This is a genomic window from Streptomyces sp. NPDC086766 (genome assembly GCF_044746005.1).
Lineage (GTDB): Bacteria > Actinomycetota > Actinomycetes > Streptomycetales > Streptomycetaceae > Streptomyces.
In genome coordinates this window covers 217,140-239,792 of sequence record NZ_JBIVBI010000009.1, presented here as the reverse complement: position 1 = coordinate 239,792, position 22,653 = coordinate 217,140, and the positions used below count along the sequence as shown (strand labels likewise).

The following is a 22,653-nucleotide window of genomic DNA, read 5'->3' as shown; positions in this document are numbered from 1 at the left end:
GGAGTTGGCCGACGCGCCGGGGAAGGTGGGGAAATCCCTCGGTGCGGCCCGCGGTTCAGGCGGCCGGACCGGTCAGCACAGGATCCAGCCCGAGCTCACCGACGGGCCTCCCACCGATCCGCCCACCCGCACACAACGGTGGCCGGCGTGCACCGTCACCGGACCGGCCAGCCTGGCGAACCAGCCCCGGTCGGTGACCGGGCGGTTGCCCCGGGCCTGCAGGGTCACCGACATGGACCGCTTGACGCCGGGGACGCGGGCCCGGGTGACGGCGCAGACGTAGCCGTCGCGCTTGTAGACGTGCACCGAACCGGTGGCGAACCACAGGGTCCTGACCTGGCGGCCGGAGCAGGTGGAGGGGGCCGCCTGCGCGGTGCCGGGCACGGCGCAGGCCAGTACCAACGACGCCGTCAGCACGCCCAGGCCGAGCGTCAGTCGCCGGCGTATCGCACCACTGTCCACAGTCGTCCCTCCCGTTACAGCAAGCACAACAACGTACTGGTGTACGGACGCCGTACACCAGTCCGATGGTTGCGTCGGGAGATCAGCGGGACGCGCCGACCGGCTCCTCGGGCTCGCTCGCGCCGACGAAGGTGCGCCACAGCCGCGCGTACCGCCCGTCCAGGGCGAGCAGTTCCTCGTGGGTGCCGTCCTCGACGACCCGGCCGTGGTCCATCACCACCACCCGGTCGGCGCGGGCCGCGGTGGTCAGCCGGTGCGCGACCACGAGCGTCGTCCGCCGGCCCGCGAGCCGGTCGGTGGCCTGGTTGACCTGGGCCTCGGTCGCCAGGTCCAGCGCGGCCGTCGCCTCGTCCAGGAGCAGGACGTCGGGATCGACCAGCTCGGCGCGGGCCAGCGCGATCAGCTGGCGCTGACCGGCCGACAGATTGCGGCCGCGCTCGGCGACGGCGTGCAGATAGCCGCCCTCCAGCGTGGCGATCATCTCGTGCGCGCCGACCGCGCGGGCCGCCGCCTCCACCTCCGCGTCGGTGGCCTCGGGCCGGCCGTAGGCGATGGCGTCGCGGACGGTGCCCGGGAAGAGGTACGCCTCCTGCGGCACGACACCGAGCCGGTGGCGGTAGGAGGTGAGGTCCAGCTCCCTGAGGTCCGTGCCGTCCGCGGTCACCCGGCCGCCGGTCGGATCGTAGAACCGGGCCACCAGCTTGACCAGCGTCGACTTGCCCGCGCCGGTCTCGCCGACGAAGGCGACGGTCTGCCCCGCGGGGATGGTCAGGTCGATGCCGGTGAGGGCCTCCTCGTCGGCGCCGTAGGCGAAGTGCACGTCCTCGAAGGCGATCTCGCCGCGCAGCGAGCGGACCGGCCGGGGCTCCTCGGCGGACCCGGTGGACGCCGGCTCGCGGAGCAGCTCCTGGATGCGGCCGAGGGAGACGGTCGCCTGCTGGTAGCCGTCGAAGACCTGGGACAGCTGCTGGACCGGCGCGAAGAACAGGTCGATGTAGAGCAGGTACGCCACCAGCGCGCCGGTGGTGAGCGTGGCCGCCTCCACCCGGCCCGCGCCCGCGATCAGCACGGAGGCCGCCGCGACCGAGGACAGGAACTGCACGAAGGGGAAGTAGACCGAGATCAGCCGCTGGCCGCGGACGCGCGCCTGGCGGTACCCGTCGCTGCGCTCGGCGAACCGGCGCCCGCCGTCGCGCTCGCGCCCGAAGGCCTGCACGATCCGCAGCCCGGCCACCGACTCCTGCAGGTCGGCGTTGACCACCGACACCCGCTCACGGGCCAGCTGGTACGCCTTCACGCTCGCCCGGCGGAAGAAGAAGGTGGCGACGATCAGCGGCGGCAGCGTCACGAAGACGACCAGCGCCAGCTGTACGTCGATCACCAGCAGGGCGACCATGATGCCGAAGAAGGTGACCAGCGAGACGAACGCGGTGACCAGGCCGGTCTGCAGGAACGTGGACAGCGCGTCGACGTCGGTCGTCATCCGGGTCATGATGCGGCCGGTCAGCTCGCGCTCGTAGTAGTCGAGGCCGAGCCGCTGGAGCTGGGCGAAGATCTTCAGGCGCAGTGCGTACAGGACGCGCTCGCCGGTGCGGCCGGTCATCCGGGTCTCGCCGATCTGCGCCGCCCACTGCACGAGCACGGCGAGCAGGGCGAGCAGGGACGCCGACCAGACGGCGCCGAGGGCCAGCCGGGAGACACCTTGGTCGATGCCGTGCCGGATCATGATGGGCAGCAGCAGGCCCATGCCCGCGTCCACGGCGACCAGGCACAGGCTGACCAGCAGCGGCAGTCCGAAGCCGTTCAGGAGGCGGCGCAGGCCGTAGGACTCCTCGGGGCGCACGGCGCGGGCCTCGTCGACGGCCGGCGTGTCGGTCGCCGGCGGCAGGGCCTCGACCTGGGCGAGGAGTTCGGGGCCGGCCGGCATCCCGTCCATGGCCGCGTCCCGGGGCTCGCGCTCCCCCGCCCAGAGCCCCGGCGTGATGCCGCGCTCGGCGTCGAACTCGGCGTCCAGTTCCTCGCGGACGGAGGTGTCCTCCTGCGGGACGGCGGGCAGGGCGTGGCCCGGGGAGACCCCGCCGAGCTCGTCGGGGTCGGTGAGCAGGCGGCGGTAGAGGGCGGACCGCCGCTGGAGTTCGTCGTGGGTGCCGAGGTCGGCCAGCCGGCCGCCGTCGAGGACGGCGATGCGGTCGGCGAGGCCGAGGGTGGAGCGCCGGTGGGCGATGAGCAGGGTCGTGCGGCCCTCCATGACCTGCTTGAGCGCCTCGTGGATCTCGTGCTCGACGGCGGCGTCCACGGCGGAGGTCGCGTCGTCGAGGACGAGCAGCCGGGGGTCGGTGAGCAGGGCGCGGGCGAGCGCGATGCGCTGGCGCTGGCCGCCGGAGAGGGTCAGGCCGTGTTCCCCGACCGTGGTGTCGTAGCCGTCGGGCAGCTCGGTGATGAAACGGTCCGCCTGGGCGGCGCGGGCGGCGGCCTCGATCTCCTCGTCGGTCGCGTCGGGGCGGCCGTAGGCGATGTTGTTGCGGACGGTGTCGGAGAAGAGGAAGGAGTCCTCCGGCACCAGGCCGATCGCCGCCCGCAGCGACTGGAGGGTCAGCTCGCGCACGTCGTGCCCGCCGACCAGGACGGCTCCGTGGGTGACGTCGTAGAAGCGCGGCAGCAGCAGGGAGACCGTGGACTTGCCGGAGCCGGAGGAGCCGACGACGGCCAGGGTCTCGCCGGGGCGGATCTCGAAGGAGAGGCCCTGGAGGACCGGGCGGCCGTCCGCGTAGCCGAAGGAGACGTCGTCGAACTCGACGGTCGCGGGCGCGTCGGCGGGCAGCTCCTTGGTGCCGTCGGCCATCGTCGGCTCGGTGTCGATCAGCTCCAGCACGCGCTCGGAGCTCGCCCGCGCCTGCTGCCCGACCGTGAGGACCACGGCGAGCATCCGGACCGGGCCGACGAGCTGGGCGAGGTAGGTGGAGAAGGCGACGAAGGTGCCGAGCGTGATGTGCCCGCGCACCGCCAGCCAGCCGCCGACCGCCAGCATCGCGACCTGGCCGAGGGCGGGCACGGCCTGCAGGGCCGGGGTGAACCTCGCGTTCAGCCGGATCGTGCGCAGCCGCCCGGCGAACAGCCGCCGGCCGACCTCCCGCAGCTTCCCGGTCTCCTGCTCCTCCTGCCCGAAGCCCTTCACCACGCGTACGCCGCTGACGGCGCCGTCGACCACGCCCGCCACGGCGGCGGCCTGCGCCTGGGCGTACCAGGTGGCCGGGTGGAGCCGGGTGCGGCTGCGCCGGGCGATCCAGCCGAGCGCGGGCGCGACCGCCAGCGCGATCAGGGTCAGCGGCAGCGACAGCCAGGCCATGATCACCAGGGAGATCAGGAAGAGGAGCACGTTGCCGATGGTCATCGGCAGCATGAAGAGCAGGCCCTGGATCAGCTGGAGGTCGCTGGTGGCGCGGCCGACGACCTGCCCGGTGGACAGCTCGTCCTGGCGGCGGCCGTCGAGGCGGGTGATCGTCCCGTACATCTCGGTGCGCAGGTCGTGCTGGACGTCGAGCGCGAGCCGGCCGCCGTAGAAGCGGCGGATGTAGGTGAGGACGTACACGATGAGGGCGGCGCCGATCAGGGCGCCCGCCCAGGGGGCCATGGCGCGGCTGTGACCGCCGATCACGTCGTCGATGATCACCTTGGTGATCAGCGGGACGATCGCCATGACGGCCATGCCGCCGAGCGAGGCGCCGAGGGAGAGGACGACGTCCTTCGGATACCGCCAGGCGTATCCCGCCAGTCTTCGCGCCCATCCCGGCTGCGCTGCCACGTCGGTGCCTCCCTGTAAACATGATCTGCCGGAAGGCACCAACGCGCGAACGAGCGGATTTCATCCCTCCGCGGCGGTCCGGTTTCATCCCTCCGCGGCGGTCCGGGTTCGGTCAGACGCGCACGCGCAGGTAGTAGAGGCGGGTCGTCTGGGCCGGGTTCTGGTTGTCGTCGCTGACCAGGAGCACCTTCAGGCGGCCGTCGGTGTCCCGGCCCGTGATCGTCATGCCCTCGATGTTGTCCAGGAGCGGGTTGGGCTGGGGCTGCTTGGCGGTGGCGCCCAGGGACGGGCAGGAGACGAGGTCGGTGAGGAGCGTCTTCCTGATAAGCCGCACCCCCGTCTGCCCGGTGAGGTGGTCCACGCCGCGGGTGTCGGTGGCGCGCCGGGGGTCGGCGAGGTAGAGGCGGACCGTGTTGCCGACGCCGGCGGTGAAGCCGCGCTCCAGGACGAGCAGCCGGCCGTCGCCGGTCGCCTGGACCTCGGGGACGCCCAGGCCGGGGTCGGTGCGGTAGGCGTACTGGGCGGCGAGGCGGAAGTGGCCGGCCCGCGTCCGGTCCCAGCTCTGGAAGCGGACGATGCCCGGCGTGTCGCCGGAGATCGCGTACTCCATCGAGGCGAGCAGCCGGTGGCCGCCGGGCAGCAGGGTCAGGCCCTCGAAGGTCTGGTTCGCGGTGGCGCGGCCGGCCGGGGCGACGCGGAGGGCGTCCGGCACGGGCAGCCGGTCGAGGATACGGCCGTCACGGGAGTAGCGGCGGACGGACGGCTCCGTCTCGGAGGTGATCAGGCGGGTGCCGTCGCCGGCGACGGCCAGGCCCTCCGAGTCGAGTTCCGCGCCGTTCTCGTCGGCGAGCGGGACGACGCCCGTGGGGCGCACCGTCTTCGGGTCGAGGCGGAACAGGGCGGAGCGGTCGGAGAGCGCCGCGAGGGAGCCGTCGCTGTCCACCGCGAGCGCGGAGAGGTTGCCGACGAAGGTGCCCTGGTACGTCGTCTTGTCCAGCGCGTCGGAGAAGCGGTCGATGGAGACGGCGGGCGAGCAGGCGTGGCCGCCGGCCGGGGTGGCGGTCGTCCCGGCGGCGATCGGCCAGGCGCTGTCGGCGGCGGCCGGACCGGCGGTGAGGCAGGTGGCCGCCGCCAGGCCGGCGGCGAAGGTGGCGAGTGTGGTTCTCAGGCGCATGACCGTCACCGTAGGACGTCCCGGCGACCGGCGGGAGACCGCCCCGTGAAGCGTCACCCGTCGGACGGTAACGCCTGACGTGGCGTCAGCCCTCGTCCCACGTCGCCCGGTGGAGCGTCAGCCGTTCGACGGGACCGCCACGAACGCCTCCCGGGGCGCGCTCGTCGGCGTGTACCGCAGGGTGCTCGTCGTCGTGGGGACTATGTCCTTGTGGATGGCCTTGGCGATGTTCTGGATGGTGGTGACGCCGTAGCTCATGGTGCTGTTGTCCTGGGTGAGCACCGTGATCATGTAGTCGTGGCCGGCGCCGTTGAAGGTGCCGACGCTGTGCACCCGCCAGCCGTGCGTGGCCCGTTGCAGCCAGCCGTTCTTGACGTGCACGGCGACGGTGGACGGCGCCCCGGCGGGCGTGCCCCAGCGCTGGGAGGAGATGACCTGGCCCATCAGCTTCAGGATGTAGGCGCGGGAGTTGTCACTCAGCACCGTGTTCTTCGCGGTGATCAGGCCGAGCAGCCTCTGCTCGTCGCGCACGGTGATCTGGGTCAGCCCCCAGTAGCCGTTCGCGCCCGGCTTGGTCTGCGTCATGCCGGCGGCGGTGAGGAAGCCCTTGATCTTCGTCATGCCCAGCTGCTTCCACAGCGTGGTGGTCGCGCTGTTGTCCGACTGGGTGATCATGGCCCTGGAGAGGTCGGCCTCACGCTGCGTGAGGTAGCGGTTGTGCTTCTTGGCGTCCCACAGCAGGGTGGCCAGGACGGTGACCTTGACGACGCTGGCGGAGTCGTAGGCGGTCGACTCGCGCAGCGTGCAGGTCGTGTTGGTGCTGCGATCGCGCAGACCGACGGCGATCGTGCCCTTGCGGGTCGCCATGGCCGCGGTGATGTCCTTCTCCAGCTTGGCGGCGAGGCCCGCCTTGCCGGAGGTGCAGCTGACCGTCGGGGTGGTGGCCGCGGCGGGCGTCGCGGCGGCCACGCAGGGGACGAGCATCCCGGCGCCGACGCCGACCGCCGCGAGCGCTCTGGCGCGTCGGGATATCCAGTGAGTCATGCCCATTTGACGCACGACGTCGCGGGAAAGGTTGTACGCCCTCGAAAGGGTTTGACGAGTCGTTACCCGCCGGAGGCCGGCTTGCCCGGACCGTGCCCGAAGCAGCGCCGCTCGCCGTCGCGCGCCGGAAGTGCCCGCACGGGCACCCTCTCAAGCCCGGGGGGCCCGCAGCCCGGGTGGCGCCCCCTCAGCCCGGGTGGGGCCCCTCAGCCCGGGTGGGGCCCTCTCAGCTCACATGGGTCGGCGCGAACATGCGCAGCACCGCCGGGAGGACGACCACCGAGGGGCCCGGTTCCGACAGGGACTTGGCGAGGTCGGTCTCCAGGGTCCGCGGGGTCGTGCGGACCCCGGGGACGCCGAAGGACTCGGCCAGGGCCACGTAGTCGGGGCGGGTGAGCTCCGTCGCCGTGGGCCGGCCGAAGGCGTCGGTCATGTACTCGCGGAGGATGCCGTAGCCGCCGTCGTCGACGATCAGCCAGGTGACGTTCAGGTCGTACTGGCGGGCCGTGGCCAGTTCCGCGATCGAGTACAGCGCGCCGCCGTCGCCGGAGACGGCCAGCACCGGGCGGGTGGGGTCCGCGGCCGCGGCGCCCAGGGCCGCCGGGAAGCCGTAGCCGAGGCCGCCGGCGCCCTGGGCGGAGTGCATGAGGTTCGTGCCGCGCGGGTCGAAGGCGGACCAGGCCCAGTACGCAAGGATCGTCATGTCCCAGAAGGACGGGGAGCCGGCCGGCAGCGCGCGCCGGACCGACGCCAGCACGTCCTGTTCCAGGGTGAGTTCCTGGGCCGCGATGCGGGCGGCGACCTTCGCGAGGAGGGCTTGGACCCGCTGCGGCGCCGAGGTGTCCGTGCGCTCCTCCACCGTCTCCAGCAGTGCCTGGAGTGCGAGGCGGGCGTCGGCGTGGATGCCCAGTGCCGGATGGTTGGACTCCAGCTTGCCGGCGTCCGCCTCGATCTGGATCACCCGGCCGCGCGGCCTGAACGTGTGGTAGTTCGAGGACAGTTCGCCGAGGCCGGAGCCGACGACCAGCAGGACGTCCGCGTCCTCCAGGAAGTCGGTGGTGTGCCGGTCCTCCAGCCACGACTGGAGGGACAGCGGGTGCTCCCAGGGGAACGCCCCCTTGCCGCCGAAGGTGGTCACCACCGGCGCGTTCAGCCTCTCGGCCAGCGCCAGCAGTTTGCCCGAGGCGTCCGCCCTGACCACCCCACCGCCCGCGATGACCGCCGGGCGGGCCGCCTTCGACAGCGACTCGGCGGCCAGCGCCGTCAGTTCGGGGCGCGGCGGCAGTTCCTCCGGGGTCGCGTCCATCGCCGTCACCACCGGCAGCCGTGCCTCGGCCAGCAGCACGTCCTGCGGGATCTCCACCCACACCGGGCCGTGCGGCACGGTCAGCGCCGACTTCCAGGCGGCGGCGATCGCCGAGGGGATCTGGGACTGAGTGCGGACCGTGTGGACCGACTTCACCACGCCCCGGAACGAGGCCGCCTGGTCCGGCAGTTCGTGCAGGTAGCCGTGCCGGCCGCCGCCGAGTCCGGCCGTCGGGACCTGGCTGCTGATCGCCAGGACCGGGGCGGAGGCGGCCGCCGCCTCCTGGAGCGCGGCCAGGGAGGTGAGGGCTCCTGGGCCGGTCGACAGCAGCAGGGGCGCCGCCTCGCCGGTGACCCGGCCGTACGCGTCCGCCGCGAAGCCCGCGTTGTTCTCCACCCGCAGGCCCACGTACCGCAGGTCCGAGCGGCGCAGCGCGTCGAACATGCCGAGGGCGTGCTGGCCGGGCAGGCCGAAGACGGTGGTCGCGCCGAGCCCGGCCAAGGTCTCCACGACCAGGTCTCCGCCGATGCGGCCGGGGGGAGGTCGGAGAGCTGCCTCCTTCTGGGCGGGCGTCGGGCGGAGTACCAGGTCGTGGTCGTGGGTCACTGGTGCTCGGTCTCCTCGAGGTCGTGCGCGGGAGTTACGCGGTGCGGGCCGCGGCGATCTGGCGGGTCATGATCGTGGTGAGCTCGTACGCCGTGTGGGAGGCCGCCACCGACGTGATCTCGGCGTGGTCGTAGGCGGGTGCCACCTCGACGACGTCCGCCGACACCAGGTTGCAGGACGCCAGGCCGCGCAGGATCTCCAGCAGTTCGCGGGAGGTCATGCCGCCGGCCTCGGGGGTGCCGGTGCCGGGGGCGTGCGCCGGGTCGAGACAGTCGATGTCGATGGAGATGTACAGCGGGCGGTCGCCGATGCGCTGCCGCAGCTGGTCGGCCACCTCGTCGGCGCCCCGGCGGTAGATGTCCGCGGAGGTGACGATGCCGAAGCCCATCTTCTCGTCGTCGGTGAGGTCCTGCTTGCCGTACAGCGGGCCGCGGGTACCGACGTGGGAGAGCGCCTCGGTGTCGAGGATGCCCTCCTCGACCGCGCGCCGGAACGGGGTGCCGTGGGTGTACTCGGCGCCGAAGTAGGTGTCCCAGGTGTCGAGGTGCGCGTCGAAGTGGAGCAGGGCGACCGGGCCGTGCTTCCTGGCGACCGAGCGCAGCAGCGGCAGCGCGATGGTGTGGTCGCCGCCGAGGGTCATCAGGCGGGCGCCGGTGCCGAGCAGCTCGTCCGCGGCGGCCTCGACGGTCTCCACGGCCTCGTTGATGTTGAAGGGGTTGACGGCGATGTCACCGGCGTCCGCGACCTGGGCGAGCGCGAACGGGGACGCGTCCTGCGCCGGGTTGTAGGGGCGCAGCAGCCGGGACGCCTCGCGGATGGCGTTGCCGCCGAAGCGGGCGCCCGGCCGGTACGAGACGCCGGAGTCGAACGGCACGCCCACGACGGCGACGTCGGCGGCGCCGACCTCGTCGAGGCGGGGCAGCCGGGCGAAGGTCGCGGGTCCGGCGTACCGCGGGATGCGGGAGGAGTCGACGGGACCGCGGGGCGTCTCGCTGCTGCTCATGGTGAAATGCCTTCTTTCCTGCGCTTGGTCGCGCATGTACTGCTTTCCGTACGACTCTACTGGTGAGCCGGGACCGGTTCGGACGCGAGTTCGGGGGTCCGCCCGGCGAGGCGCTCGCGCCAGGCGGCGAGGACGGCCGCGTCGGTCGGCTTCGTCGCCAGGGAGACGGCGACGTAGGCGGCCAGGGAGGACAGCAGGCCGTAGTAGACGGGCTCGTTGGCGAGGATGCCGTACGTCGCCATCAGGCCGACGACCGCGAGACCGCCGACGATCACGGAGGCCAGCGCGCCGTGCCCGGTGCCGCGCTTCCACAGCAGACCGCCGAGGATCGGCACGAGCAGCCCGCCGACGAGCAGGTTGTACGCCACGGTCAGCGCCTCGACGACGTTGTTGAGCGCGATCGCGGTGCCGATCACGGCGAGGCCCATGACCAGGATGAACACCCGGTTGCCCTGGACCTCATCGTGCTCGCCCCCGTCGGAGGCGCGCCGGGTCAGGCCCCGCAGCCGGGACCAGATGTCGTTGTTGGCGACGGTGGCGCAGGCGATCAGCGCGCCCGAGGAGGTCGACATCACGGCGGCCAGGGCGGCGGCGAGCACCAGTCCGCGCACCCCGACGGGGAGTTCGTCCTTGACGATGGTCGCGAAGGCGTCGTCGGCGCTGCCGAGCTTGGGGTAGAGCACCTTGGCGGCGGTGCCGATGACGGCGCCGGCCAGGGCGTACACCAGGCAGTAGGTGCCGGCGACCGTGCCGCCCCACTTCGCCGTGGTGTCGCTGCGGGCGGTGAACACCCGCTGCCAGATGTCCTGGCCGATGAGCATGCCGAAGGTGTAGATCAGGACGTAGGTGAAGATCGTCTCGCCGCCGATGCCCAGCGGGTCGAAGTACTCGGTGGGCAGCTTGGCCTTCATCTCGGAGAAGCCGCCCGCCTTGACGACCGCGATGGGCAGCAGGAGCAGCAGCACACCGATCGTCTTCACGACGAACTGCACCATGTCGGTCAGCGTGATCGACCACATGCCGCCGAGGGTCGAGTACGCGACGACGATCGAGCCGCCGAGGACGATCGCGAGGGTGCGGTTCATGTCGAACAGCACGTCGAAGATCGTGGCGTAGGCGATGGTCGACGTGACCGCGAGCATGAGGGTGTACGCCCACATGACGACGCCGGAGATGACGCCCGCCCGGCCGCCGTAGCGCAGGTCGAGCATCTCGGAGACGGTGTAGACCTTCAGCCGGGCTATGCGGGCGGAGAAGAAGACGGACAGGGCCAGCAGGCCGAGGCCGATGGTAAACACCATCCAGGCGCCGGAGAGGCCGTACCGGTAGCCGAGGCCGACGCCGCCGATGGTGGACGCGCCGCCGAGGACGATCGCCGCCATGGTGCCGGAGTACATCGCGGGCCCCAGGCGGCGGCCCGCCACCAGGAACTCGCTCTTGGACCTGGCGCGGCGCATGCCCCACCAGCCCATGGCCAGCATTCCGGCCAGATAGACGACGATCACTGTGTAGTCGACGGCCATGGGCCCTCCTTCGCGCACATTCCGGTGGCGTGTCGTGCAGGTACGTGGGGGGTTCCTGGAAACAGGGACGCCGGCGGCGGTGCGCGGGGACATCCGCCCGTACCCGCGGCCGCCGGTCTGCGCTTGACCCTAGGTGGCCGGAAAGCGACTGCGAAGTGTACGTTTCATCCATTCCAGCGGAGCCGGATGGAGGGAGTGCACATGCCGGACCCGGCCGCCCCGGCGGTCCCGCCGACCCCACCGGTCCCGCTGGCGGCGCTGCTGGCCCGCGAGGACCTCGGCCTGCGCCGGATCGCGGGTCCGGCGGACCCCGCCACCGTGATCCACTGGGCGCACACCTCGGAGATGGCCGACCCCTACCCGTACCTGCTGGGCGGCGAGCTGCTGCTGACGGCGGGCGTGCACGTCCCGGGGGCGGCGGGCTCGCACGGGGACACCCCCTCCACGAGCGAAGCCGAGAGCCTGCGGGACTACTTCGACGACTACGTGGCGCGGATCGTGGCGGCGGGCGGCGCGGCCCTCGGCTTCGGTCTGGCGCCGGTCCACGACACGGTGCCGCCTGCGCTGGTGGAGGCCTGCGACGCGCGGGGGCTGCCGCTCCTGGAGGTCCCGCCGCAGACCACCTTCTCGGGCGTGGCCCGCGCGGTCTGGCAGCTCATGGCCCAGGCCCGGCTGGCCGAACTGCGCCGGGTGACCGAGGCCCAGCGGAGCCTGGCCGTCGCGGCCTCCCGGCCCGACCCCGTGCCCGCGGTCCTGCGCCAGCTGGCCCAGCGGGTGGCGGGCCTGGCGGTGCTCTACGGACCGGACGGGACGGAGATCGCGGCGGCGGGCCGGGAGCCGGGCGAGGAGGTACGGCAGGCCCTGGCCGGACTGGCGCAGGTGGTACGCCCCACGGCCCCCGACGGCACGGCACCCCGGTCCGACGGCACGGCGCCCGCCCGGCCCGGCAGCCCCGCGCCCGCCCGGCCCGACGGCCTTGCGCCCTCCCCGGCCGGCAGCCCCGCCGCCGCGCCCGCCGACCGGCCCGCGCCCTCACCCATGGACCGCCCTGGCGCCTCGCCCACCAGCCGGCCGTCCGTGCCCCCCACCGGCCACCCCGCTGCCCCGTCCCCCGCCGGTCGACCCGCGCCCTCCTCCGCCACCGACACCGTCCCCGGCGGTCATCTCTCCGCCTACGCGCTCGGCACCGGCCAGGGCTTCGTGCTCGGGGTGGCCGCCGCGCGGCGGGAGCCCGGCGACCACACGGTCGTGTCCGTCGCCGCCGTCCTCCTCTCCCTCCTCACCGGCGAGCACCAGAGCGCCACGGGCGCCGCGCGCTCCTCGGCCCTGGTCCGGCTGCTGCTGGGCGCCCCGCCCGAGGTCGTGGCCCCGTTGCTGGGGGCCGGGCGGTGGCTCGTCGTGCACGCGCGGCCGGACGCGCAGGCCCCCGACGCCGTGGCCGCCTCCGCGCTCGGCGCCGCCCTCGGCTCCGCGCTGGTCGACCTCGCGGACGAGGTCGTACGGGTCCTGGTCCCCGCCGGGCGGGAACCGGCCGCGCAGTCCGGCTGGACCCTCGGCGTCAGCGCCGCCGTCGCCCCGGCCGACTGGCCGGCCGCCGACACCCAGGCGGCCCGCGCCCTGGCCCGCGCCCGCGCCACCCGCGCCCCGCTGGTCCGGCACACCGCCCGGCGCGGCTTGGCCGACCTGGTCCCGCACGACGAGGCCCACGCCCACGCCCGCGCGCTGCTCGCCCCCGTCACGGCGGTTCCGGCGCTCACCGAGACCCTGCGCACCTGGCTGTCGCTGCACGGCAGCTGGGACCGCACCGCCGTCGCCCTGTCCGTGCACCGCAACACCGTCCGCCAGCGCGTCGCCCGCTGCGCGGCCCTCCTCGGCACCGACCTGGACGACCCCGACGTCCGGATGGAACTGTGGTTCGCCCTGCGGCGGATCTGACCGCGTGACCCGCGTCCCAGCGCGCCCCGCCCGGGGCACGGGGACAGGCGGCTGCCCCACAATGGGAGCCATGCCGATACCCGGGACTCCCAGCCGCGCCGAGCTCGTCGACCACCTCGTCAGAACCCGTATCGCGGGCGATGTCGCCACCCCTCGCGAGAACAACCTCTCCCACTACCGCAAGCTGGCGAACGGCGACCGCAACTTCTGGCTCGGCCTGGAACTCGGCGACCGCTGGCGGGACGAGCAGGACGTGCTCGCCGTGATGGCGGAGCGCGTGGGCGTCAACGACGATCCGCAGCACCGGTACGGCCAGGACACCATCGACCCCGAGCTGACCGTCGACGCCCTGGAGCGGATGGCGGGCCGGCTGCGCAAGGCGGCCGAGGGGCGGCAGCGGGTGCTGTTCGCCACCGGCCACCCCGGCGGCCTGCTCGACGTGCACCGCGCCACGGCCGCCGCGCTGCGCGCCGCCGGCTGCGAGATCGTCGTGATCCCGGACGGCCTGCAGACCGACGAGGGGTACGTGATGCAGTTCGCGGACGTGACGGTGCTGGAGCACGGCGCCACGCTGTGGCACACGCACTCGGGCGCGCCGATGCGGGCCGTCCTCACCGGCCTGGAGCGCGAGGGCCGCCCGCTGCCCGACCTGGTGGTCGCCGACCACGGCTGGGCCGGATACGCCGGGCAGCACGGAATCGACTCCGTGGGTTACGCCGACAGCAACGACCCGGCCCTCTTCCTCGCGGAGTCCGAGGGCACCCTCCAGGTGACGGTGCCCCTCGACGACCACGTGGTCAGCCCCCGCCACTACGACCCGATGACGGCCTACCTGCTGGAGCAGGCGGGACTGGAGTGACCCCCGAGTTCTAGATCCCGGCGATCGAGGCGGGGGCGCGTTCGACGCGGGCGAGTCCCCGGATGACGTCGGCCGGGCCGTGGCGGCGGACCGCGAGTCGGGCCAGCAGGTCGACGACGGGGGCCGTCAGGTGCTCGGGGAAATCGGGCGCCGGCAGTCCCACGCTGCACGCCAGGTCGTCGGCGTGGACGACGAGCTCCATCAGCCGGGTGAGCAGGAAGTCGTCGAGGTCCAGGGACCACTCGCCCCAGGTGGGCACGTGGACCGGCCGTCCGGCGGGAGCCTCGGGTACGGCGGTGCGCAGCTTCCCGACCGCCGCGCGTACGCGGGCGAGCAGGGCCGCGTGCCCGTCGGCCGCGGTGTCCTCGCCGCTCCGGCGGATCCGCGCGCTCACCGCGGCGTCGGGACCGGCGTCGAGCCAGACGACGCGCTCCAGGTAGTACTCCCGCAACGACACCACCGGTTCCGTGGGCACCGGCCGCGCGAGCAGGCCGGGCAGCTCCAGCTCCTGCCGGAACATGTGCCCGGCGAGCCCCCGCACGCTGAAGTCCTTCAGCGCGCTGGGGTCGTTCCAGGCGTGGGCGACGGCGGGTTCGGCCAGCAGGTCGGCGACGCGTCCGGCCGCCTCCAGGAAGGCCTCCCGGACCCGTCCGCCCCGCCAGTTCCACGGCTCTTCGGTGACTGTCATGTCCCTATCCAAGCGGGGAGCCAGGTCAGCGGGGAACCCGGACCACGCCCTCCTGGATCACCGAGATGGCGAGGCGGCCGTCCTGCGTGTAGATGCGGGCCTGGCCCAGGCCGCGGCCGCCGTGGGCCGACGGGGACTCCTGGTCGTACAGCAGCCACTCGTCGGCCCGGAACGGGCGGTGGAACCACATCGCGTGGTCGAGCGAGGCCCCGACCACGTCGCCGACGGCCCAGCCGCCGCGCCCGTGCGCGAGCAGGACCGAGTCCAGGAGCGTCATGTCGGAGACGTAGGTGGCGAGCACGACGTGCAGCAGCGGCTCGTCGATCGCGCCCTCCAGCTTGCCGTTGGTGCGGAACCACACCTGGGAGTGCGGCTCGCGCGGCTCGCCGAACCGGCCGTACGGCGGCTCGTCCACGTAGCGCAGGTCGACCGCCTCCCGCGCCTCCAGGAACTTCTCCACGACCGCCGGGTCGAGGTGACCGTAGTCGCGCAGGCGTTCCTGGGAGGTCGGCAGGGTGGCCGGGTCCGGGGAGGACGGCATCGGGGCCTGGTGGTCGAGGCCCTCCTCGTCCGCCTGGAAGGAGGCCGAGAGGTGGAAGATCGGCTGCCCGTGCTGGACCGCCACCACCCGCCGGGTGGTGAAGGAACGGCCGTCGCGGATGCGGTCCACGGTGTAGACGATGGGCGCGCCGGGGTCGCCGGGCCGCAGGAAGTACGCGTGCAGCGAGTGCGCGTGCCGGTCGGCCGGGACCGTCCGGCCGGCGGCGACCAGCGCCTGCGCGGCGACCTGGCCGCCGAAGACGCGCGGGACGACCGCCGAGCGGGACTGGCCTCGGAAGATGTCCTGCTCGATCCGCTCGAGGTCGAGCAGATCGAGCAGCGACTGAAGTGCCTGACTCATGCGTCAGTTGTATCCTGCACCGGTTTCCGGGACCTTACAGCCCCATGTCCTTGGCGATGATCGACTTCATGATCTCGCTGGTGCCGCCGTAGATGCGGTTGACGCGGTTGTCCGCGTACAGGCGAGCGATCGGGTACTCGTTCATGTAGCCGTAACCGCCGTGCAGCTGGAGGCAGCGGTCGATGACGCGGTGCGCGACCTCGGTGCAGAACAGCTTGGCGCTGGCGGCCTCGGCGGGGGTGAGCTCACCGGCGTCGAGGGCCTCCGTGGCGCGGTCGGCGACGGCCTCGGCGGCGTCCACCTCGGCCTGGCAGGCGGCCAGTTCGAACTTGGTGTTCTGGAAGTGGGCGACCGGCTTGCCGAAGACGGTGCGCTCCTGCACGTACTGCTGGGCGAACCGGACGGCGGCCTTGGCCTGGGCGTAGGCGCCGAAGGCGATGCCCCAGCGCTCGGAGGCCAGGTTGTGGCCGAGGTAGTAGAAGCCCTTGTTCTCCTCGCCGAGCAGGTCCTCGACCGGCACCTTGACGTCGACGAAGGCCAGCTCGGCGGTGTCGGAGGTGCGCAGGCCGAGCTTGTCCAGCTTGCGGCCGATGGAGTAGCCCTCGGACTTGGTGTCCACGGCGAAGAGGGAGATGCCGAAACGGCGGTCCTCGGCGGTGGGGGCGGAGGTCCGGGCGCAGACGATGACCTTGTCGGCGTGCACACCGCCGGTGATGAAGGTCTTGGCGCCGTTGAGGACGTAGTGCGTGCCGTCCTCGGAGAGCTTGGCGGTGGTCTTCATGCCCGCGAGGTCGGAACCGGTGCCCGGCTCCGTCATCGCGATGGCCCACATCTCCTCGCCGGTGACGAACTTCGGCAGGAAGCGCTTCTTCTGCTCGTCGGTGGCGAGCATCTTGATGTAGGGCAGGGCGAGCAGCACGTGCACGCCGGAGCCGCCGAACTGGACGCCCGCGCGCGCGGTCTCCTCGTAGAGGACGGCCTCGAACTTGTGGCTGTCCATGCCCGCGCCGCCGAACTCCTCGGGCACGTTGATGCCGAAGATGCCCAGCTCGCCGAGCTTGTAGTAGAAGTCGCGCGGCGCCTGGCCCGCGGCGAACCACTCGTCGTAGACGGGGACGACCTCGGCCTCGATGAAGGCGCGAAGGGTCTCCCGGAACGCCTCGTGATCCTCGTTGAACACCGTACGGCGCACGCCGCCACCTCCACGTACTTCGGCATGTCTGAGCATGTCTAAGCGCTTGCTCATGTCAACGTACCGGCGAGTAGGCGGAGGCGTCCAGAGGGGGCCGCGTAACGCTCGTCACCCTCGCCGCGCGGCGCGGCCAGCGGGTCACGCCATTCACCCGGGCGGCCGGGCCGCCGCCCCCGTACGGCCCGCGCCACCGGGCGTGCCCCTTCGGGCCCCGGCAGGCCGCGAGAAGTCCGCCTCACGGGCGTCGCACAGGCTGCCGGGCAGCGATCGAAGGAAGGCCGCACGCATGTCATCTCCCCTCGGGCCCCGGTGGCGGGGCGCCGTCGCCGCGACGGCGGCCGTGGCCTGCCTCGTGACCACGGTCGCCGCGGCCTCCCCGAGCGCAGCCACCGCCGGACGCCCGGCGGCGGCGACCGTGCCCCGCCTGGCCCTACGCGCCCGGGTTCGAGTGCGCGACGGCGAAGGTGCCGCTGGACCCCCGCCGCTACGCCACCCTCGAACGGCAGGCCTATGCCCGGTCGGGCGACGTGGGCCGGTACTGGACCTGGCTCGCCGAGCCGTGCGCGACGTGGCCCGCGCGGGCGGCCGACCGCTACACCGGACCGTGGGACCGGCCCACCCCTCCCCTGCTCACGGTCAACACCACGTTCGACCCGGCCACCCCGTACCAGCAGGCGGTGGACCTGACCCGGCACCTGGCCGACGCCCGCCTCATCACCGTGCGGGGCTACGGGCACACCACGCTGCTGAACCCCAGCTCCTGCGTCGGCGGCCACGAGGTCCGCTACTTCCTCACCGGCGCCCTGCCGCCCCGCGGCGCCGTCTGCGGGCAGGACGTCCGGCCGTTCGCGCCGGACGCCGGCGCCCCCGGCAGGTGAGAGCGCCGCGCCCGGCACGGCCCACGCACTCGGCGGGACGGCCGCCGGCAGCGCGCGTCAGTCGTCGTCGCCCGCGGCCGCGAACGCGCCCCGGGCCATGCGGTGCAGGAGGGTCGCCGTGGTCTGCCGTCCGGGCAGGGAGCCCGGGCGGCCCAGGTGCGGGGTGGAGTTGAGCAGGCCGAAGACCGAGTGGACCGCCGAGCGGGCGGCGGGCTCGGCCAGCGCCGGGTAGACCGCGCGCAGCACCTCCACCCACAACTCGACGTACTGCCGCTGGAGCTGCCGCACGAGCTTGCGGTCGCTGTCCCGCAGGCGGTCCAGCTCGCGGTCGTGCAAGGTGATCAAAGGGCGGTCGTCGAGCGCGAAGTCGATGTGCCCCTCGATGAGCGAGTCGAGGACCGCCTCGGGACCGGCACCGGCGCCGGCCTCCGCCAGGCGCCGCTTCGCTCCGGTCAGCAGCTGGCCGCTGATGCCCACCAGCAGCTCCGCGAGCATCGCGTCCTTGCCGGCGAAGTGCCGGTACAGACCGGGCCCGCTGATCCCGACCGCGGCGCCTATCTCGTCGACCCCGACGCCGTGGAAGCCGCGTTCGGCGAAGAGCCGGGCGGCTTCCTTGAGGATCTGTTCGCGGCGGGTGGGGGCGTCGGTTCTGGTGGCCATGAAAACAATTCTAGACAGCGAGGTTAGCGGTCGTTAACCTGAAGGAAATGGTTAACGCTCATTAACAGTCGACCACTGGGTGAGGGGTACCGCAGGATGCACGAGGCACCGGAGCTGACGAGCGCGGCCGATCCCGCGTCGGACGCCTGGCGGGCCAACGAGGAGGCGCACCGGGCGCTCGTCGAGGAGCTGCGCGGCAAGCTCGCCGCGGCACGGCTCGGCGGCGGCGAGAAGGCGCGCGCCCGCCACACCGCGCGCGGCAAGCTGCTGCCCCGCGAGCGCGTGGACACTCTTCTGGACCCCGGGTCGCCGTTCCTGGAGCTGGCCCCCCTGGCCGCCGACGGGCTGTACGACGGGCAGGCACCGGCCGCCGGGGTGATCGCCGGCATCGGCCGGGTCAGCGGCCGCGCCTGCGTGATCGTCGCCAACGACGCCACCGTCAAGGGCGGCACCTACTACCCGATGACGGTGAAGAAGCACCTGCGCGCGCAGGAGGTGGCGCTGGAGAACCGGCTGCCCTGCCTCTACCTCGTCGACTCCGGCGGCGCGTTCCTGCCGATGCAGGACGAGGTCTTCCCCGACCGCGAGCACTTCGGGCGGATCTTCTACAACCAGGCGCGGATGTCCGGCGCGGGCATCCCGCAGATCGCGGCCGTGCTCGGGTCCTGCACGGCGGGTGGGGCGTACGTCCCGGCGATGAGCGACGAGGCCGTGATCGTCCGCAACCAGGGGACCATCTTCCTGGGCGGCCCGCCGCTGGTGAAGGCGGCCACCGGCGAGGTCGTCACCGCCGAGGAGCTCGGCGGCGGCGAGGTGCACTCCCGGACCTCGGGCGTCACCGACCACCTCGCCGAGGACGACGCGCACGCGCTGCGGATCGTGCGCAACATCGTCGCCACCCTCCCCGCGCGCGGGACTCTGCCCTGGGAGGTCACCGAGGCGATCGAGCCGAAGGTCGATCCCGCCGGGCTCTACGGCGCCGTCCCGGTCGACTCGCGCACCCCCTACGACGTCCGGGAGATCATCGCGCGGGTGGTCGACGGCTCCCGCTTCGCCGAGTTCAAGGCCGAGTTCGGGCAGACGCTGGTCACCGGCTTCGCCCGTATCCACGGCCACCCGGTCGGCATCGTCGCCAACAACGGCATCCTGTTCTCGGAGTCCGCCCAGAAGGGCGCCCACTTCATCGAGCTGTGCGACCAGCGCGGGATCCCGCTGCTGTTCCTGCAGAACATCTCCGGCTTCATGGTCGGCCGGGACTACGAGGCGGGCGGCATCGCCAAGCACGGCGCCAAGATGGTCACGGCGGTGGCCTGCACCCGCGTGCCGAAGCTGACGGTCGTCGTCGGCGGCTCCTACGGCGCGGGCAACTACTCCATGTGCGGCCGGGCCTACTCGCCCCGCTTCCTGTGGATGTGGCCCAACGCCAAGATCTCCGTCATGGGCGGCGAGCAGGCCGCCTCCGTCCTCGCCACCGTCAAGCGGGACCAGATGGAGGCCCGGGGCGAGGCGTGGCCCGTCGAGGACGAGGACGCCTTCAAGGCCCCGATCCGCGCCCAGTACGAGCACCAGGGCAACGCCTACTACGCCACCGCCCGCCTCTGGGACGACGGCGTGATCGACCCGCTGGAGACCCGTCAGGTGCTGGGCCTGGCACTGACCGCGTGCGCCAACGCCCCACTGGGTGAACCCCAGTTCGGCGTCTTCCGGATGTGAGGGGGACCTTCCGACCATGTTCGAGACAGTTCTTGTGGCCAACCGCGGCGAGATCGCCGTCCGGGTCATCCGTACGCTGCGCGCCCTGGGCGTGCGGTCGGTGGCCGTCTTCTCCGACGCCGACGCCGACGCCCGGCACGTCCGGGAGGCGGACACCGCCGTGCGGATCGGCCCGGCGGCGGCCGCCGAAAGCTATCTGTCGGCCGAGCGGCTCCTTCAGGCCGCCGCCCGCACCGGAGCCCAGGCCGTCCATCCCGGGTACGGCTTCCTCGCCGAGAACGCGGGCTTCGCGCGCGCGTGCGCCGAGGCCGGACTCGTGTTCATCGGGCCGCCGGCCGACGCCATCGCCCTGATGGGCGACAAGATCCGCGCCAAGGAGACGGTCCGGGCGGCCGGGGTTCCGGTGGTGCCCGGCTCCAGCGGCTCGGGCCTGACCGACGCGCAACTGGCCGGAGCCGCTCGTGAGATCGGCATGCCGGTGCTGCTGAAGCCCTCGGCGGGCGGCGGCGGCAAGGGAATGCGGCTGGTGCGGGACGAGGGCCGGCTGGCCGACGAGATCGCGGCGGCCCGCCGCGAGGCCCGCGCCTCCTTCGGCGACGACACCCTGCTCGTCGAGCGCTGGGTCGACACCCCCCGCCACATCGAGATCCAGGTCCTCGCCGACGGCCACGGCAACGTGATCCACCTCGGCGAGCGCGAGTGCTCGCTCCAGCGCCGCCACCAGAAGATCATCGAGGAGGCGCCGAGCGTCCTGCTCGACGAGGAGATCCGCGCCGCGATGGGCGAGGCGGCGGTCCAGGCGGCCCGCTCCTGCGGGTACCGGGGCGCGGGCACGGTGGAGTTCATCGTCCCCGGCGGCGACCCGTCGTCGTACTACTTCATGGAGATGAACACCCGCCTCCAGGTGGAACACCCGGTCACCGAGCTGGTCACCGGCCTGGACCTGGTGGAGTGGCAGCTGCGGGTGGCCGCGGGCGAGCCGCTGCCGTTCACGCAGGACGCCGTCCGGCTGACCGGGCACGCCGTCGAGGCGCGTGTCTGCGCCGAGGACCCCGCGCGCGGGTTCCTGCCCTCCGGCGGCACCGTGCTGAGGCTGCGCGAGCCGCAGGGCGACGGGGTGCGCACCGACTCCGGGCTCAGCGAGGGCACCGAGGTCGGCAGTCTGTACGACCCGATGCTGTCCAAGGTGATCGCGTACGGGCCGGACCGCGCCACCGCGCTGCGGAAGCTGCGGGCCGCCCTGGCGGAGACGGTGACGCTGGGCGTGCAGACCAACGCCGGTTTCCTGCGGCGGCTGCTGGCGCATCCGGCGGTCGTGGCCGGCGAGCTGGACACCGGGCTGGTCGAGCGCGTGGTCGGCGAACTGGTCCCGGCGGACGTGCCGGAGGAGGTCTACGAGGCCGCCGCGGCGGTGCGGCTCGACGCGCTGCGCCCGACGGGCGGCGGCTGGACGGACCCGTTCTCGGTGCCGAGCGGCTGGCGCATGGGCGGGGAGCCGAAGCCGGCGTCCTTCCCGCTGCGGGTGACGGACCCCGTGGAGCACACCCCGCGCGGCACCCACACCGTCACCGGCGACACGGTCTCCGTGACCCTGGACGGCGTCCGCCACACCTTCCACCGCGCCGCCGACTGGCTCGGCCGCGACGGCGACGCCTGGCACGTGCGCGACCACGACCCGGTGGCCGCGTCCCTCAGCCGGGCCGCGCACAGCGGCGCCGACTCGCTCACCGCCCCCATGCCCGGCACGGTGACGGTGGTGAAGGTCGCCGTCGGCGACGAGGTGACCGCGGGCCAGAGCCTGCTCGTGGTGGAGGCCATGAAGATGGAGCACGTCATCTCCGCCCCGCACGCCGGCACCGTCACCGGCCTGGACGTGGCGCCGGGCACCACGGTCGCCATGGACCAGGTGCTGGCAGTGATCGCGCCGCACGAGGAGGAAGGGGCGCAGCCGGAATGAGCGCATCCGAGATCGGCCTGCCCATGGCCGTCCCGGCCCGGAACCTGCCCGAGCGGGTGCGGATCCACGAGGTCGGCCCGCGCGACGGCCTGCAGAACGAGAAGAACGCGGTGCCGACCGAGGTGAAGGCGGAGTTCATCCGCCGTCTCGCCGAGGCGGGCCTGACGACCGTGGAGGCGACCAGCTTCGTGCACCCGAAGTGGGTGCCCCAACTGGCCGACGCGGAGGCTCTGTTCCCCCAGGTCAAGGATCTGCCGGGGGTGCGGCTGCCGGTCCTGGTGCCGAACGCGCGCGGCCTGGACCGGGCGCTCGCCCTCGGCGCGGACCGCATCGCCGTCTTCGCCAGCGCCACCGAGTCCTTCGCCAAGGCCAACCTCAACCGCACGGTCGCGGAGTCCCTCGCGGTCTTCGACCCGGTGGTCGCCCGCGCCAAGGAGGAGGGCGCCCACGTCCGCGGCTATGTCTCCATGTGCTTCGGCGACCCCTGGGAGGGCGCGGTCCCGCTGCACCAGGTGGTGAGCGTGTGCCGGGCGCTGACGGACATGGGCTGCGACGAGCTGAGCCTCGGCGACACCATCGGCGTCGCCACCCCCGGCCATGTGCGGGAGCTGCTCGCCGCGCTGAACGAGGCGGGCGTGCCGACGAGCAGCCTCGGGGTGCACTTCCACGACACCTACGGCCAGGCACTGGCCAACACCTACGCGGCGCTGGAGCACGGGGTCACCACGGTCGACGCCTCGGCGGGCGGCCTCGGCGGCTGCCCGTACGCCAGGTCCGCCACCGGCAACCTCGCCACCGAAGACCTCGTGTGGATGCTGCGGGGCCTCGGCATCGACACCGGAGTCGACCTCGGCCGCCTCGTCGCCACGAGCGAGTGGATGGCCGGGCGGCTGGGCCGGCCCAGCCCGTCCCGCACCGTACGAGCCCTCTCCCACAAGGAGCAGTGATCA

At 73.2% G+C, this 22,653-nt stretch carries 17 protein-coding genes; 6 read left to right on the top strand and 11 right to left on the bottom strand.

The features are described 5' to 3' along the window. Positions 1-72 precede the first annotated feature (72 nt). The 7 genes from ACIPM1_RS19190 to ACIPM1_RS19160 all read right to left on the bottom strand — a co-directional run bounded on the left by ACIPM1_RS19190 (position 73) and on the right by ACIPM1_RS19160 (position 10,920). Positions 73-462, bottom strand: a complete 390-nt coding sequence (locus tag ACIPM1_RS19190; RefSeq protein WP_356192436.1) for a hypothetical protein — start codon at positions 460-462, stop codon at positions 73-75. Positions 463-544: 82 nt separating this feature from the next. Continuing rightward, positions 545-4,264 carry an ABC transporter ATP-binding protein gene (locus tag ACIPM1_RS19185; protein ID WP_402435974.1) on the bottom strand — a complete coding sequence of 1,240 codons (3,720 nt, stop codon included), beginning with the start codon at positions 4,262-4,264 and terminating at the stop codon, positions 545-547. Between the two features lie 112 nt (positions 4,265-4,376). Continuing rightward, a complete protein-coding gene (locus ACIPM1_RS19180) occupies positions 4,377-5,438 on the bottom strand; it encodes an esterase-like activity of phytase family protein (RefSeq protein WP_402435971.1) in 1,062 nt (353 codons plus the stop codon). A 117-nt stretch (positions 5,439-5,555) separates the two neighbouring features. After that, positions 5,556-6,482, bottom strand: a complete 927-nt coding sequence (locus tag ACIPM1_RS19175) for a serine hydrolase (RefSeq protein ID WP_402435967.1) — start codon at positions 6,480-6,482, stop codon at positions 5,556-5,558. 226 nt (positions 6,483-6,708) lie between these two features. Further along, positions 6,709-8,394 carry a thiamine pyrophosphate-binding protein gene (locus ACIPM1_RS19170; protein ID WP_402435964.1) on the bottom strand — a complete coding sequence of 562 codons (1,686 nt, stop codon included), beginning with the start codon at positions 8,392-8,394 and terminating at the stop codon, positions 6,709-6,711. Positions 8,395-8,428: 34 nt separating this feature from the next. After that, the gene (gene speB / locus ACIPM1_RS19165) at positions 8,429-9,397 is read right to left on the bottom strand and encodes an agmatinase (protein WP_356192421.1); all 969 of its coding nucleotides are present in this window, start codon (positions 9,395-9,397) and stop codon (positions 8,429-8,431) included. A gap of 56 nt (positions 9,398-9,453) precedes the next feature. Continuing rightward, a complete protein-coding gene (locus ACIPM1_RS19160) occupies positions 9,454-10,920 on the bottom strand; it encodes a sodium:solute symporter (RefSeq protein WP_402435960.1) in 1,467 nt (488 codons plus the stop codon). Between the two features lie 201 nt (positions 10,921-11,121). Between ACIPM1_RS19160 and ACIPM1_RS19155 the strand changes: the two genes are divergently transcribed. Together ACIPM1_RS19155 and ACIPM1_RS19150 are read left to right on the top strand one after the other, a co-directional pair. Next, a complete protein-coding gene (locus ACIPM1_RS19155) occupies positions 11,122-12,855 on the top strand; it encodes a helix-turn-helix domain-containing protein (RefSeq protein WP_402435958.1) in 1,734 nt (577 codons plus the stop codon). 70 nt (positions 12,856-12,925) lie between these two features. After that, complete coding sequence (locus ACIPM1_RS19150; RefSeq protein ID WP_402435955.1) at positions 12,926-13,714, top strand: phosphatase; 789 nt, start codon at positions 12,926-12,928, stop codon at positions 13,712-13,714. 10 nt (positions 13,715-13,724) lie between these two features. Here ACIPM1_RS19150 and ACIPM1_RS19145 read toward each other — a convergent pair whose 3' ends face one another. From ACIPM1_RS19145 to ACIPM1_RS19135, 3 genes are read right to left on the bottom strand one after another with little or no spacing between them, the layout of a single operon-like run. Then, positions 13,725-14,402: a maleylpyruvate isomerase N-terminal domain-containing protein gene (locus ACIPM1_RS19145; protein ID WP_402435952.1), complete on the bottom strand. Its 678-nt coding sequence runs from the start codon at positions 14,400-14,402 to the stop codon at positions 13,725-13,727. Between the two features lie 25 nt (positions 14,403-14,427). Then, positions 14,428-15,303 (bottom strand): acyl-CoA thioesterase II, encoded by an 876-nt coding sequence (locus tag ACIPM1_RS19140; protein WP_356192406.1) that lies wholly within the window; start codon positions 15,301-15,303, stop codon positions 14,428-14,430. Positions 15,304-15,337: 34 nt separating this feature from the next. After that, positions 15,338-16,495 carry an acyl-CoA dehydrogenase family protein gene (locus ACIPM1_RS19135; protein WP_356192403.1) on the bottom strand — a complete coding sequence of 386 codons (1,158 nt, stop codon included), beginning with the start codon at positions 16,493-16,495 and terminating at the stop codon, positions 15,338-15,340. Between the two features lie 464 nt (positions 16,496-16,959). Here ACIPM1_RS19135 and ACIPM1_RS19130 point away from each other — a divergent pair, with 464 nt between their 5' ends. Continuing rightward, positions 16,960-17,373 carry an alpha/beta hydrolase gene (locus ACIPM1_RS19130; protein WP_402435947.1) on the top strand — a complete coding sequence of 138 codons (414 nt, stop codon included), beginning with the start codon at positions 16,960-16,962 and terminating at the stop codon, positions 17,371-17,373. Positions 17,374-17,430: 57 nt separating this feature from the next. Here ACIPM1_RS19130 and ACIPM1_RS19125 read toward each other — a convergent pair whose 3' ends face one another. Continuing rightward, the gene (locus ACIPM1_RS19125; RefSeq protein ID WP_402435944.1) at positions 17,431-18,033 is read right to left on the bottom strand and encodes a TetR/AcrR family transcriptional regulator; all 603 of its coding nucleotides are present in this window, start codon (positions 18,031-18,033) and stop codon (positions 17,431-17,433) included. A gap of 96 nt (positions 18,034-18,129) precedes the next feature. Between ACIPM1_RS19125 and ACIPM1_RS19120 the strand changes: the two genes are divergently transcribed. The 3 genes from ACIPM1_RS19120 to ACIPM1_RS19110 are packed head-to-tail and all read left to right on the top strand — an operon-like array spanning position 18,130 to position 22,650. Beyond that, complete coding sequence (locus tag ACIPM1_RS19120; RefSeq protein WP_402435941.1) at positions 18,130-19,746, top strand: carboxyl transferase domain-containing protein; 1,617 nt, start codon at positions 18,130-18,132, stop codon at positions 19,744-19,746. A 16-nt stretch (positions 19,747-19,762) separates the two neighbouring features. Next, positions 19,763-21,703, top strand: coding sequence for a biotin carboxylase N-terminal domain-containing protein (locus ACIPM1_RS19115; RefSeq protein WP_402435938.1), 1,941 nt, complete (start codon positions 19,763-19,765; stop codon positions 21,701-21,703). Beyond that, the gene (locus tag ACIPM1_RS19110) at positions 21,700-22,650 is read left to right on the top strand and encodes a hydroxymethylglutaryl-CoA lyase (protein WP_402435935.1); all 951 of its coding nucleotides are present in this window, start codon (positions 21,700-21,702) and stop codon (positions 22,648-22,650) included. Before ACIPM1_RS19115 ends, ACIPM1_RS19110 begins: the two co-directional genes overlap by 4 nt. Positions 22,651-22,653: the final 3 nt, after the last annotated feature.